Annotated in this window: 12 protein-coding genes; 5 read left to right on the top strand and 7 right to left on the bottom strand. The window is 45.4% G+C overall.

Annotated features, from left to right (window positions below):
• Positions 1 to 157: 157 nt before the first annotated feature.
• The gene (gene gyrA, locus AOU00_RS12825) at positions 158 to 2,722 is read right to left on the bottom strand and encodes a DNA gyrase subunit A (protein WP_061830447.1); all 2,565 of its coding nucleotides are present in this window, start codon (positions 2,720 to 2,722) and stop codon (positions 158 to 160) included.
• A 465-nt stretch (positions 2,723 to 3,187) separates the two neighbouring features.
• Between gyrA and AOU00_RS12820 the strand changes: the two genes are divergently transcribed.
• A complete protein-coding gene (locus AOU00_RS12820) occupies positions 3,188 to 4,015 on the top strand; it encodes a YheC/YheD family protein (RefSeq protein ID WP_069290746.1) in 828 nt (275 codons plus the stop codon).
• A 140-nt stretch (positions 4,016 to 4,155) separates the two neighbouring features.
• On the opposite strand, the gene gyrB is transcribed toward AOU00_RS12820, so the two are convergent.
• From gyrB to dnaA, 6 genes are all read right to left on the bottom strand, one after another.
• Positions 4,156 to 6,066 (bottom strand): DNA topoisomerase (ATP-hydrolyzing) subunit B, encoded by a 1,911-nt coding sequence (gene gyrB / locus AOU00_RS12815; protein ID WP_061830445.1) that lies wholly within the window; start codon positions 6,064 to 6,066, stop codon positions 4,156 to 4,158.
• 30 nt (positions 6,067 to 6,096) lie between these two features.
• Positions 6,097 to 6,348: an extracellular matrix regulator RemB gene (gene remB / locus AOU00_RS12810; RefSeq protein ID WP_063211658.1), complete on the bottom strand. Its 252-nt coding sequence runs from the start codon at positions 6,346 to 6,348 to the stop codon at positions 6,097 to 6,099.
• 16 nt (positions 6,349 to 6,364) lie between these two features.
• Positions 6,365 to 7,480: a DNA replication/repair protein RecF gene (recF, locus tag AOU00_RS12805; protein ID WP_013308098.1), complete on the bottom strand. Its 1,116-nt coding sequence runs from the start codon at positions 7,478 to 7,480 to the stop codon at positions 6,365 to 6,367.
• A 54-nt stretch (positions 7,481 to 7,534) separates the two neighbouring features.
• Positions 7,535 to 7,753, bottom strand: coding sequence for a S4 domain-containing protein YaaA (yaaA, locus tag AOU00_RS12800; protein ID WP_023986416.1), 219 nt, complete (start codon positions 7,751 to 7,753; stop codon positions 7,535 to 7,537).
• 47 nt (positions 7,754 to 7,800) lie between these two features.
• A complete protein-coding gene (gene dnaN, locus AOU00_RS12795) occupies positions 7,801 to 8,943 on the bottom strand; it encodes a DNA polymerase III subunit beta (protein ID WP_069290745.1) in 1,143 nt (380 codons plus the stop codon).
• A 186-nt stretch (positions 8,944 to 9,129) separates the two neighbouring features.
• Entirely contained in the window at positions 9,130 to 10,476 is a 1,347-nt protein-coding gene (gene dnaA / locus AOU00_RS12790; RefSeq protein ID WP_039272142.1) for a chromosomal replication initiator protein DnaA, read from the bottom strand.
• A 1,071-nt stretch (positions 10,477 to 11,547) separates the two neighbouring features.
• Here dnaA and rpmH point away from each other — a divergent pair.
• The 4 genes from rpmH to jag all read left to right on the top strand — a co-directional run bounded on the left by rpmH (position 11,548) and on the right by jag (position 13,992).
• The gene (rpmH, locus tag AOU00_RS12785) at positions 11,548 to 11,682 is read left to right on the top strand and encodes a 50S ribosomal protein L34 (protein ID WP_007433250.1); all 135 of its coding nucleotides are present in this window, start codon (positions 11,548 to 11,550) and stop codon (positions 11,680 to 11,682) included.
• Between the two features lie 263 nt (positions 11,683 to 11,945).
• Positions 11,946 to 12,296, top strand: a complete 351-nt coding sequence (gene rnpA, locus AOU00_RS12780) for a ribonuclease P protein component (protein WP_013312817.1) — start codon at positions 11,946 to 11,948, stop codon at positions 12,294 to 12,296.
• 71 nt (positions 12,297 to 12,367) lie between these two features.
• Complete coding sequence (locus AOU00_RS12775) at positions 12,368 to 13,234, top strand: YidC/Oxa1 family membrane protein insertase (protein WP_069290744.1); 867 nt, start codon at positions 12,368 to 12,370, stop codon at positions 13,232 to 13,234.
• A complete protein-coding gene (jag, locus tag AOU00_RS12770; protein WP_069290743.1) occupies positions 13,231 to 13,992 on the top strand; it encodes an RNA-binding cell elongation regulator Jag/EloR in 762 nt (253 codons plus the stop codon). The genes AOU00_RS12775 and jag overlap by 4 nt, the downstream gene beginning before the upstream one ends.
• The last annotated feature ends 15 nt before the right edge of the window (positions 13,993 to 14,007 follow it).

Raw genomic sequence — 14,007 nt, 5'->3', positions numbered from 1 at the left:
TTACTTGGGATTGATCCTGTACATTCATTTTATGCCATTTAAAGCATACTTGTCTGAATTCGTTAGCCAGAAAAAGAAAAAGGCTCCCCGACCAAATAGTCAGAGAGTCTCTTCCATCTAAAATTTAATAACTAATGTTGTTTCCATATGCAGGCTCTTATTCGCCCTCAGAAGATTCTGGGTCGTTACCTTCCGTATCTTCTGTATTCATTTCGAGAGTTGGTTCAACAGATGATAGAGAGGAGCCCTCTCCAGCTTCCCCATCCTCTAATAATTCTTCAAGCAGTTCATCCTGCTCCTCATTCTTGTTCGCTCGACAAACAGTTGCAACCGAATCATCATCGCGAATATTAATCAGCCTTACCCCTTGTGTATTCCGACCCATCGTGGAGATTTCCCCCATGCTAGTCCGAATCAAGGTGCCACTAGCTGTAATGATCATCAGATCCTCTTCGGTTTTTACAACCTTGAGACCGACAACCGGACCATTTTTATCCGTAACATTAATCGTCTTGATCCCCTTACCTCCACGGCTTTGGATACGATAATCCACAACAGGGGTACGCTTGCCATAACCTTTGGCCGTTACAATCAGGATATCCAGGCTGGTATCTACGATATCCATACCTATTACAGCATCACTCTCATCAAGGTTGATCCCTTTAACCCCTGTAGCGCTACGGCCCATAGACCGTACATCACTTTCAGGGAAACGGATAGACATGCCTTGTGCTGTACCAATAATCATTTCCTGCTGTCCGTCCGTCAGCTTCACTTCGATCAGGGCGTCATCTTCACGCAAGTTAATGGCAATCAAGCCACCTTTGCGGATATTTGCATAGTCGTCAAGAGGTGTCTTCTTTATAATTCCATGCTGGGTCGCAAAGAATAGATAGCTATCCTCCACAAATTCCTCGATTGGAATTACCGCATTGATCGACTCACCCTGTTCAATCTGAATCAGGTTAATAATCGGTGTCCCCCGGGCAGTCCGGCTTAGATCAGGAATCTCATAGGCCTTAATCCGATATACCTTACCCTTGTCGGTAAAGAATAACAAATGATGATGTGAATTCGTAATGAACAGATGCTCTACGAAATCCTCATCTTTGGTATCCATACCCACTACACCACGACCACCGCGTTTTTGACTGCGATAAGTAGTAACAGGAAGGCGTTTGATATATCCTGTATGGGTTACAGTAATAATAACATCTTCACGCGGAATGAGATCCTCATCCAGAATACTCTCTTCACCCACTGTAATTTCAGTGCGACGTTCATCAGCGAAACGTTCTTTAAGTTCATTCAGCTCTTCGCTAATAATATTGAGTACCAGATGCTCGTTCGCCAAAATCTCACGATATTCCGCAATCTTTTGTATTAGCTCGTTATATTCGTTCTCGATCTTCTCACGTTCCAAACCGGTTAAGCGTTGCAGACGCATATCTAGAATAGCCTGAGACTGTTCAAGAGTGAGCGAGAAACGCTCAATCAGTCCTTCACGAGCTGCTTCTGCAGTTTGGGAAGAACGAATCAAGGCAATAACTTCGTCCAGATGGTCAAGGGCAATGCGCAAGCCTTCCAGAATGTGTGCTCTAGCTTCGGCTTTTTTCAGATCAAATTCTGTCCGGCGACGAATAACCTCGACCTGATGTTTGAGATAATGATACAAGACATCCTTCAGGTTCAAAATCTTCGGTTCGTTGTTTACAATGGCAAGCATATTAATACCAAAATTCGACTGCATGGCCGTATGTTTAAACAAATTATTCAGAACGACATTCGGGTTCACGTCTCTACGCAACTCAATAACGACACGCATACCCGTACGGTCCGATTCATCCCGAAGATCCGTAATGCCTTCAATACGTTTGTCACGTACTAATTCGGCAATTTTCTCGACCAGACGAGCCTTATTCACTTGGTAAGGCAGCTCATGCACGATAATCCGTGCTTTATTGCCAATCTCTTCTATGGTGGTCTTCGCACGCATGGTCACAGATCCGCGGCCAGTCTGGTACGCCTGACGAATACCAGAGCGTCCTAAAATATAACCTGCTGTCGGGAAATCCGGCCCTTGAATATAATCCATAAGTTCCATCGGCGTAATGTCAGGATTTTCGATTAGTGCTTGTACACCATCGATAACCTCTCCCAAGTTATGCGGAGGAATATTGGTAGCCATCCCGACTGCAATTCCGCCGACGCCATTCACCAGCAAGTTAGGATAACGTGCAGGTAATACAACGGGCTCGCTCTCTTCACCATCGTAGTTCGGCATAAAATCAACGGTCTCTTTGTTCAAATCACGTAGCATTTCCATGGCAATCTTGGACAACCGTGCTTCGGTGTAACGCATCGCAGCCGCCATATCTCCATCCACGGAGCCAAAGTTACCGTGTCCATCCACCAACATATAACGCAAGGAAAAATCCTGCGCCATCCGCACCATCGTATCATATACAGCCGTATCACCATGAGGGTGATATTTACCGATAACTTCGCCGACAATTCTTGCCGATTTTTTGTAAGGCTTATCTGGCGACATGCCTAGCTCGGACATCGCATACAAAATACGACGGTGTACCGGCTTCAGTCCGTCCCGCACATCAGGCAAGGCACGGCTAACAATAATACTCATGGCATAATCCATAAAGGATTCGCGCATTTCCACTCCGATATCCCTATTGATGATTTGCGAGTTATTTTGATCCGCCATGCTGGTCCTCCTTCTTATCCTTCAATACAATGCTCTCTATGTGAAAAGCCTAACAAGATACTGCCTATACACTCCGCTCTCTGCGCAGGATTTTGGCTGAAATCCTCATCTGTGTAATTATATTACTTTCACAAAAAGAGCACAATTAAACGCATCTGTCCTCTTTACAGCGTAAATCCCTCGTCATTCTCTTTCTGCGAGTAGCAGATTGCTATCTCTTGTACAACTCACAAGCCCTGATTATAACAAATTCCCCAGAGCTGGGGATTAGCCCCCACCCTAAGGGCCTTTTCCACATACAATACGTATACGGTCAGGGTTCACTTAGCAAAATTCCGAAAAACGCCGTATTTCTCTATTATATCATTGTTTTACGCGCTTGTCCTTTAGTTTCCCTTGTTTTGTCAAACTGTTGCGGATTCCAAGTACATGACTCATATTTCGAAAAGAAAGGGATGAGATTACTTGTCTATTCAGCGAGTATCCAGTAAGTGGACCAAAACAAATGCCATTCTCCCCAATCCGACATTGGCGGCTTATGTACCAGAAACACGGTTGTACACATTTGATCACTTGAACGAAATGTTGGCCGTGTATGGTACTGTCTATATTAAGCCGGATAACGGTACTTATGGAAAAGGGGTTATGCGGGCAGAGAGGCTGACAGAGCCGCTTCCGCCGACAGAAGAAGGAATTATCGAAGAGAGAACTTGGTATGTGCTTCGCTATGAAGTAGATACCTTCACCTTCGAAAGTCTAGAAGATCTGCATAAAGTGGTTTCTTCCCGCATACGAAAACGTCCATATCTGATCCAGCGTGGAATTCCACTTCTTCAGCATGAAGCACGCCCTTTCGATCTGAGGGTATTAACCCAGATGAATTTGAGACACCAATGGGAAACAACGCTTATTGTAGGACGCGTAGCTGCTCCTGACAAAGTCGTCACCAATCATCACAGCGGTGGAACAACGCGCTTTTTCAATGAGCTGGTCGCTCCATACATGGATGTAAAGGAAGCTGTACGACTGGAGAAAAAATTATCAAAAATGGGCGAACGGGTAGCCTGGCAGTTGCAAAAAAGATACCCACGTTTAAGGGAAATTGGATTAGATGTGGGACTGGATCAGCAAAATTATCCGTGGATTCTGGAGGTTAATACGAGACCAGCAATTAAGGTGTTCTCTTCCCTTCCAAACAAAAGCCTCTATCATAAAATATTCAGATATGCAGTAGGCTACGGCCGGTACTCTTCATCCACGGGTAAAACCATACGCTCTAAGAAAAAAGCCTAAAACAATGAGTTCAAATATTCAAATACACCCGGGCTGGTTAATGAGAAGAAAAGGGACGCCCATTTGGGCGCCCCTTGGAACTCCTACAAAATACTACCTAATGAGCACGTAAAACAGCCACTAGGAAGGAACATCACACATTAAAAATCAAGATTTTTCACGTACTTTGCATGTTCTTGGATAAAGTCACGACGGGGTTCTACATTATCACCCATCAAGGTATTGAACAGTGTATCAGCCAGCATCGCGTCACTGACAGTTACCTGAAGCATAGTACGACTCTCAGGGTCCATTGTAGTTTCCCAAAGTTGGGTCGCATTCATCTCACCCAAACCTTTATAGCGCTGTACATTGTATTTCGCGTTTTCTCCAAATTCCCTGATGATCTCATCACGTTCCGCCTCGGAGTTCGCATAACGTACAACTTTGTTACGCTCCACTTTGAATAGTGGTGGCTGAGCTATATAAATATAGCCTGCATCAATGATTTTACGCATGTACCGATAGAAGAACGTCAGCAACAACGTACGAATATGGGCACCATCGACATCCGCATCAGTCATGATAATGACCTTGTGATAACGGGCTTTGGCGATGTCAAAGTCGTCTCCGATCCCTGTACCCATTGCTGTTACCATAGACCGAATTTCATCACTGGACAAAATACGGTCCAAGCGTGCCTTTTCAACATTCAGGATTTTACCGCGAATCGGCAAAATAGCTTGAAAGTGACGATCACGACCCTGCTTGGCCGATCCTCCTGCTGAGTCACCTTCGACGATGTACAGTTCACTAATCGAAGCATCCTTAGAGGAGCAATCCGCCAGTTTGCCTGGGAGCGAACTGATTTCCAGCGCACTTTTACGACGTGTAAGCTCACGCGCTTTACGCGCTGCTTCCCGGGCACGTGCTGCTTGTAAGGATTTATCAACCACCCGGCGGGAAACAGACGGATTTTCCTCTAGGAATTCCTGGAGTTTCTCTGCGAATAGGGATTCGACAATCCCTCGCACCTCACTGTTACCCAGCTTTGTCTTGGTCTGACCCTCAAACTGTGGTTCTGGAATTTTGACGGAGATAATCGCCGTCAATCCTTCACGCACATCGTCACCAGTCAAGTTGGCGTTGTTGTCCTTAATCAAGCCATTTTTACGTGCATAATCGTTAATAATCCGGGTTAATGCACTCTTGAAACCTGATTCGTGAGTTCCGCCCTCATGGGTGTTGATGTTGTTGGCAAAAGAATAAATATTCTCGGTATAGCTGTCGTTATATTGCAATGCCACTTCGACTTGAATCATATCACGCGAGCCTTCGACATAAATCGGCTGTTCATGCAGCGCTTCTCTTTTTTGATTCAAAAATTGCACATATTCACTGATTCCGCCCTCGTAGTGAAATGTATCGCTGGCGCCCGTCCGTTCATCAGTCAAGCTGATTGCAATACCTTTGTTCAGGAAAGCCAACTCACGAATCCGCGTCTGGAGCGTATCATAGTCATATACGGTCGTTTCTGTAAAGATTTGATCGTCAGGATAAAAAGTCGTTTGGGTACCCGTCTCGTCTGTGTCACCGATGACTCTGACATCATACTGCGGAGCACCACGATGATATTCCTGCTCATACAGATGTCCGTCCCGTTTAACATGCACGATCATTTTACTGGAGAGGGCATTTACTACGGATACACCAACCCCGTGCAGACCACCGGATACCTTGTACCCTCCGCCTCCAAATTTACCACCTGCGTGAAGCACGGTCATAACGACTTCCAGCGCAGATTTTTTCATTTTGGCGTGTTCACTTACTGGAATACCGCGACCGTTATCTGTAACGGTAATGCTATTGTCTTCGTGAACGACAACTTGAATGCTGTCACAGTAACCCGCCAGCGCTTCGTCAATGCTGTTGTCCACAACTTCCCAGACCAAATGATGGAGACCTTTGGCGCTCGTGGAGCCAATATACATCCCGGGACGTTTCCGAACCGCTTCCAGGCCCTCAAGGACCTGAATCTCGCCCGCATCATAAGACGGTTGATTCATAGACATGCCTTTCACCTACTTCTATAGATTCTATGGTTAAGCATTGGCAAAAAACTGGTTTGCCCGCTTTTTGAGTGTTGTTGAGGAGATGGGGGAATAATACACCGTATTCTGAGTCACTACGATGGACTTGGCTTCCTCTTCGCCAATCATCTCGACATGCTTCTGCTGTTGGGCGTGGTTCACGTATTGCTTGGAGATTTTAGAGGATTTTTCAATCGAGATATCGAAAATAGCCACAAGCTCTGAAGAGCGGATGATTTTTTCTCCACCCAGATGAATATACATAGCGGTCACTCACTCCTTAGTGTTCCACATGCCCGTCGTGGACGTGATAAATATTGGCATCCTTGAGTCGTTCTGCGTTCAAAGTCTCAACCCCGGTTGCCGTGATAAAGGTCTGTACCTTGCTTTGGAAAGTCTCGATCAGCTGAGTCTGACGATAGGGGTCCAGCTCGGACAAAACATCATCCAGCAGCAGGACAGGATATTCACCAATTTCTTCATGAATTAACTCTATTTCGGCCAGCTTCAAGGACAGGGCCGTCGTCCGCTGCTGCCCCTGCGAGCCATACGTATGCACTTCTCTGCCGTTAATGGCAAAGGCCAAATCATCACGATGGGGTCCCGCCAAAGTCATGCCACGGCGGATTTCCTGTTCCCTCATTTGGGATAACTTTATCATAAATCGCTCCAATAAGACAGCTTCATCTTCTTCCTCTGGCTCACTGAAGGAGGGAACATAGGTTAATTTTAACTCTTCTGTCCCACCTGCAATCCCTTCATGAATGGCCTGAGCCCACTTTTGTAGCTTTGTTATAAATTGTTTCCGCTTTTTAACAATTTTAACACCATGCTCAACAAGTTGCTCATTCCATACCTCCAGCATCAGCTGCACTGAAGCCATATCCTTACCCCAAGCTTGCTTGAGCAGGTTATTTCGCTGCACCAATACTTTCTGGTATTGCTGCAAATGATACAGATATCCTGGCGCAACCTGTCCAATTTCCATGTCAAGAAACCGGCGGCGAACCCCCGGTGTTCCTTTGACGATTTCGAGATCCTCAGGTGCAAACATGACCACATTTAACGAACCAATAAAATCGCTCAGTTTTCGCTGCTCCAGTCCGTTGATCTTTGCTTTTTTGCCTTGTGTGGATAACGCGAGATCCAGTCTGATTTTCCCGTATTTTTTATCCACATCCGCAGCTAGGTGAGTGGAAGTAGCCCCGAAGGAGATTAACTCTTTGTCGCGGGACGTTCGATGACTTTTGGTTAAAGCCAGTACAAAAATCGCCTCTACCAGATTCGTTTTGCCCTGAGCATTTTGTCCGATTAGCAAATTAACGGGCCCAAATTCATTCAGCTCCAGCTGCTCATAGTTCCGATATTGCTGCAAAACAATGTTGTTCACAAACACATAGGGTCCCCCTTGTTACTCCGTACCTAAAAGGAGTCCTTGCCACCCAGGCGATCATGCTCCTGCTGTAACTTCGAAACTTCCGTTGTCCTCTACTTCTACGGTATCACCCGGGTACAGTTTTCTTCCACGACGTTCTTCCGGTTCACCATTCACACGGACTTGTCCCTCTTGCAGCAGGGCTTTAGCCATGCCTCCTGTGGATACACAATCGGCTAATTTTAAAAATTGATCGAGCTTGATGTATTCGGTCTGTATAGATATCTGTTTCAAGGCTTGTTCATCCTTTCGCTTGTCCTCGGGTGGGTTAAAGCTAAACGTCAGTTGGTTGTGCGATATGGCAGGATGATATACAGCGCATTGCTGGAATCTGCCGGTTTTAAAATAATGGGACTCATAATGCCGGTAAAAGCAATCGTCAGCTGCTCGCTATCAATCACCTTGAGCACGTCGAGCATGTATTTGGAGTTGAACGAAATTTTGAGCGGCTCTCCCTCAAATTTGGACACAGTTACTTCCTCACGCACTTTGCCAAGCTCAGAGGAACTAGAGGAAATTTCCAAGCCGCCATTTTCCAGCGACTGCATTTTTACAATATTCGTTTTTTCCTCACGGGACAGCAAATAAGCACGGTCAATTGACTCACTTAAACTTTTTGTATCCACAATCAGTTCTGTTTTGTAGGAGGTCGGAATAATTCTAGAAGTATCAGGATAGGTGCCGTCCAAGATGCGGGAATAAAATAGCACCCGATCTACTTTGAATAATACCTGATTGTCCGCTACTACGATATCCACAAGCATATTTTGGTCTGGAATAATTCTGCTCAGCTCATTCAGCGTTTTGCCCGCAATGACAACATTGCTAAAGCGCAAGCCTTCAGACGTCTCCAAATGAGCGCTGCGGGTGGCAAGGCGGTGGCGGTCCGTTGCCACAAACTTCAGTTCCCCCTCAGCCAGATTCCATAACACGCCGGTTAAAATCGGTGTCGTTTCGTGGGTGGAAATGGAGAACACCGTCTGTTTAATCATATTTTTAAGTAAATCTCCTGGCACAGAGATGACTTGATTTTCTTCAATGTTGGGAAGCACTGGGAATTCTTCAGGGTCCAAGCCAACAATCTGAATTTCAGTTGCACCCGACGAGATAAAGGTTTGGAATTGGTCTTTTACCTCCATACGGATCTCCTGAGACGGCAACTTTTTGATAATTTCGACAAAGAATTTGGCTGGCAGTACAACACTACCGGGTTGTTCGACCTGAACAACCGTTTGGTTACCATCCTCCATCGGAATAAAGGATTGAATGGAGATGTCTGTATCGCTGGCGGTCAGCGTTACTCCCTGGTGATTCACATCCAGCTTAATACCGCTCAGAATTGGAATCGTAGTCCGACTTGATATCGCTTTGGATACATGTTGTATAGCCTCGTTCAAAACGTTTTTCAGAATGCTGATCTTCATAAGTTCCTCCTACGGGTTTTAATCCTTCAAGCACGCGTTGACGCGGGCCTTATTTAGGTGATGTATATCTTTAAAATATATTAGTAATAGTAATAGGCGCACTGAATATGTGGATAAGTCACTGTAACCCTAATAAAATCAAGCCTATCCACATGTGTATAAATTGTGTATAGGCTCTGAACTTGTTCAGGTTGGATTTTTGATTTTTTCTATTAGGTTGTTGATAACTTTAAACAGATCCTGATCCACTTGAATGGATTTGGAGATTTTTTCGTGCGCATGAATGACAGTCGTGTGATCACGCCCACCGAAAGCTTCGCCGATTTTCGGCAAAGAATAGTCGGTTAGCTCACGAGACAGGTACATGGCAATTTGTCGTGGAAAAGCTACAGCCTTCGTCCGCTTACGCGCTTTAAAATCCTCCAGCCGTAGATTGTAAAATTCCCCGACTTGATGCTGTATATCCTGAATCGTGATCATTTTTGGACGGCTGGACGGGATAATGTCCTTCAACGCTTCAGCCGCAAGATGACTTGTTACATCCTGATTTGTTAAGGAAGAATAGGCGACAACGCGTATTAGCGCCCCTTCCAGCTCACGGATGTTCGTATCAATTTGATTAGCGATATACATCATGGCCTCATTGGGAATATCCAGGTTTTCCGCCCGCGCCTTTTTCCGAAGAATAGCAATTCTCGTCTCCAGATCCGGCGGTTGAATATCCGTAATAAGTCCCCATTCGAAGCGAGAGCGCAACCGTTCTTCCAGCGTTGGAATTTCTTTAGGCGGCCGATCGCTTGAGATTATAATCTGCTTGCGTTCCTCATGAAGCGCGTTAAACGTGTGGAAAAATTCCTCCTGCGTCGATTCCTTGCCCGCAATGAATTGAATATCATCAATGAGCAAAATATCAATGTTGCGATATTTATTCCGGAAACTTTCCCCGCGGTTGTCCCGGATGGCATTAATGAATTCATTCGTAAACTTCTCCGACGATAAATAAACGACCTTGCTGGTCGGATTGTGCTCCAAAATATAGTGCCCGATAGCGTGCATCAGATGTGTTTTCCCCAGCCCCACACCACCGTATAAAAACAGCGGATTGTAAGCTTTGGCCGGCGCCTCGGCGACGGCCAGCGATGCCGCATGGGCAAAACGGTTCCCCGATCCGATGACGAATGTATCGAATGTATATTTGGGATTCAGCATATGGGACACAGCTTCTTCATGAACGACCGGCTGCTGCTGAGGTTGTTGCTGAAGGTCGAACTCGGCGGGCTTGTTCTCTTCAATAACGAACTTGACCTCTAGCTGTTTGCCCAAAATTTCATAAACCGTTGCTCCGACTAGCTTGGTATAGCGGCTTTCAAGCCATTCCACGGCAAAAGTTGTCGGTGCAGAAATCACAATGGAGTGGTCATTTAGTTTCGCTGCCTTGGTAGCCTTAAACCAAGTGTCGTAACTCGGCTTACTCAGCTTGGTTTGTATAATGGATAGAATTTGCTGCCATAGTTCAGAGGTATGGCTGTCCACAGACGTCACTCCTTTTAAATCCTGACATTTTACCGAATTAAGCTGCAGAGAGCTGCTCTCGGCGCTTCGGCAAAACGCCTAAAATCCCAAAAATGTTGTTGAAGGCCATAAAAAGACATACCGCCGCCTAAATCATGCGGCAGTGTGGTGAGAGAACGCAGCACAAAATGACCCTGAAAAATAGCTAATGGAAATTCCGCTGCTGATCAGCAGAAGAGAGGCGATATTTCTCAGGAGGGAATGTGCGGCACGATCCGTTCTCTTGATCCCGCAGGCCAAAACGGGACTGCAATATGTCGAAATCAAATGAAAAATGTAGAATATATCCCCAGAATCCCAAATCCGCACAAAAATAAAAAGATGGATAAATTGAACTTGTTCACAACTTTATCCACAGGGTGTTGATAATATGGAGGGTAAAACAACATATTCACATTCAAAAGTAATATCATCATAGCAAAAGAAGCCTTGTATTTCAATGACTGGTGGTTATTTATCCACAAATTCAATCTGTTGTGTACAATTTTTATTCACAACACAAGATATTGTTTATAATTTGTTCAGTTTTCGACAATAACTCTTTTTTACTCTAAAATGTTATGCACAGGTTATGACCATTTAAATCACAATTCAGTTCTTTTTGTGGATCTGTGTATAACAGCCGTTGCCTTTTGGTAACAGAGGCTTAATTTTCTGTTGAAAATTTCCGGTAACGTTTCCGACATTATTTTTGAACGAACCCGATAACGTCGATCTGAAAATAGGATGGATTCAAGTCAAAGAATGAAGGAATGTAAAAAGAGCAGTTTTTGGAGGAGTGAAAACTACAAATAGAATGCTGATGATGGAGGAGAGGCGAAAGAATTTTTTTGGAATAAGGGATAAAAGAGCGAAGTGAGTGAGCGGGGGAAGGGGAGGAGGCTTCCTGATTCGAAAAAGAGGGAGAGGATTCACAAGTACATTGACTTTTGCCGCTATTTGTGGTTAAATGTACAAAGGTGTTTTTTGTGGAGATTGCTACGTTAGGTATATTCCATATAAAACGTATTCCTTGTAAGGAGGTGCAGCACAATGAGACCGACTTTCAGACCGAATGTCAGCAAACGTAAAAAAGTTCACGGCTTCCGTAAAAGAATGAGCACGAAGAATGGCCGTAAAGTTTTGGCAGCTCGTCGCCAAAAAGGTAGAAAAGTATTGAGTGCGTAATGCGTGCATAAAGACCACTACGGTGGTCTTTTTTTTCATAATTGAGGTATTCAGGGATCGGATCCCTTCTTCTATTGTTGTGGAAATGTAGTGAAAGAAGAGGAAGAAGTCCAGCATCCTGTCCTATATTAGATGAAGCTTTTGAAAACGGATATAAAATAAGCGAGATTACCATGTTGGAATGTTGTCCATACTTCTTACTATATAAAAGGTGAAGGTAAGCTTACCGACATGTGTAAAAGAGATGAGCAAGGAGAAGCGCCGTGCAAAAAAAATTGCGTCTACGAAACCGGGCGGACTTTGGGCGCGTATACCGCCATGGCAAATCTTTTGCCAACCATCAGTTTGTGGTGTACTGGTTCCGCCGCAGAGAGGTAGAGCAGTTCCGCGTCGGAATTTCGGCCAGCAAGAAGATCGGCAATGCAGTAGTTCGCAACCGGATGCGTAGAATCGTTAAGGAAATTGTGCGCCATCATGAACATGAATTGGTGGAGCAGATTGACCTGATTTTTATCGTTCGTAAAGGTGCGGTTACAATGTCGTATCAAGAGCTGGAGAAAAGCGTGCTGCACGTTCTACGCAAAGCCTCGCTGCTCAAGTCTTCACGCCGATAGTCAGTATCTTTGTCCTACAGGATATGGTATGATTTACGTTGGAATGGATTGGTTAAGAAAGGGGTTATGAAGTGTCGCGTTTGAAGACTCAACGGGGAAAATGGTTCCTCCTGATTGCCTTATTGGCACTTGTTGCTGTGCTGTCCGGATGTGCCCAGACGGCCCACAATTCTTACACGACGGCAGACTTGGCCAATGGATCAGTTTGGCAAAGATATGTCGTTTACTGGTTTTCGTATGCGCTAGATACATTTGCCCAATGGTTCTCTGGAGAGTATGGCCTGGCCGTACTGGTTCTGGTGATTATCGTGCGAACCATTATTTTGCCGCTTACACTCAAGCAAGTACGTAGTTCCAAAGCTATGCAGGCCATTCAGCCGCAATTAAAAGAAATCCAAGCGAAGTACAAGGATACGCCTGAAAAAGTCCAGCAAGAGACGATGAAGTTGTTCCAGGAAAATAAAGTCAACCCGATGGCTGGCTGTCTTCCTTTGGTAGTACAGATGCCAATTTTCATCGCGCTTTATAATGCCATTTATTATAATTCGGCATTGCGGGATCATGACTTCTTGTGGCTCCAGTTAGGTAAACCGGATCACTTGTTTATCCTGCCGATTTTGGCAGCGATTACGACATTTGTCCAAACTTGGATGATGATGAAAATGAATCCGACGCCGCAGCAGGGACCGATGCAATTTTTGCTGTACGTCTATCCGGTGCTGATTCTGTTCATGTCGTACAACTTCCCATCCGCTTTGCCGTTGTACTGGTTCTACAGTAATATTTACACGATCATTCAAAACTATTTCCTTTATCGGAATAAGGATAAAGAAGCAGCGCTGGCGAATGTGAAAACAGGCAGTCTCGCGAAAACTGGTTCCTCCAATAGTAAGAAAAAAGGTGGTAAAAACACGAAGGGGGCTAAAAAGTCGAGATGACCAAAGTCGTGACATCAGGAAAAACCGTTGAAGATGCTGTAAGACAAGGACTCTCCCAGCTGGGAGTAAGCCGTGAACGGGTAACCGTAAGCGTGTTGGAACAGCCGTCAAAAGGATTCCTGGGGTGGCTCGGGGTCAAGAAGGCGAAGGTGGAGCTTACGCTGCTCTCTGAGCCGTCTCCTGAAACCACACACGCGGCTGAACTTCATGTATCGGCTCAAGCACCTTCTAGCGTGGGACAGGCTTTATCAAAAGAAACTAGGCCTGTTGCACAGGAAGCACAGATGAACACGGAAGCACCCTCGGGACATATAGATGCTTATGAAGAGGCGGTGCGTTTCATCCGTGAAACAGCAGCAGGAATGGGACTGGACGTTAAAGTCGATGTCCGCCACCGCAAGGATGAAAGTACACTGGATATCTCCGGTCCGTCGCTCGGTATGTTGATCGGCCGCAGAGGACAGACGTTGGATGCATTGCAATACCTGACGAATATCGTTGCCAACCGTCATTCTGACAAGTTCATCCGAATTGTGCTGGATGCCGAGCAATTTCGTGCACGTCGGCAAAAAACGCTGGAGGATTTGGCAGATCGGTTGGCGAACCAGGCTATTCGTTATGGCAAGGAAGTGGTACTGGAGCCAATGCCGTCACAGGAGCGGAAGCTGATTCATGCCAAGCTCCAACAGCATGCGCTGGTTAGAACATACAGCAAGGGGGACGAGCCCAATCGGCGCGTCATCATTGCTAAAAAATAATCCGACGCAATGGCT

It is taken from the genome of Paenibacillus polymyxa (genome assembly GCF_001719045.1).
GTDB classification, from domain to species: domain Bacteria; phylum Bacillota; class Bacilli; order Paenibacillales; family Paenibacillaceae; genus Paenibacillus; species Paenibacillus polymyxa_B.
The sequence above is the reverse complement of the archived record's forward strand: the minus strand, read 5'-3'. Positions and strand labels throughout refer to the sequence as shown.

Bases quoted from the DNA above. Each gene is read 5' to 3' on its own strand.
- rpmH (WP_007433250.1), top strand. From the start codon at position 11,548: ATGAGACCGACTTTCAGACCGAATGTCAGCAAACGTAAAAAAGTTCAC.
- gyrA (WP_061830447.1), bottom strand. From the start codon at position 2,722: ATGGCGGATCAAAATAACTCGCAAATCATCAATAGGGATATCGGAGTG.
- gyrB (WP_061830445.1), bottom strand. From the start codon at position 6,066: ATGTCTATGAATCAACCGTCTTATGATGCGGGCGAGATTCAGGTCCTT.
- remB (WP_063211658.1), bottom strand. From the start codon at position 6,348: ATGTATATTCATCTGGGTGGAGAAAAAATCATCCGCTCTTCAGAGCTT.
- dnaN (WP_069290745.1), bottom strand. From the start codon at position 8,943: ATGAAGATCAGCATTCTGAAAAACGTTTTGAACGAGGCTATACAACAT.
- jag (WP_069290743.1), top strand. From the start codon at position 13,231: ATGACCAAAGTCGTGACATCAGGAAAAACCGTTGAAGATGCTGTAAGA.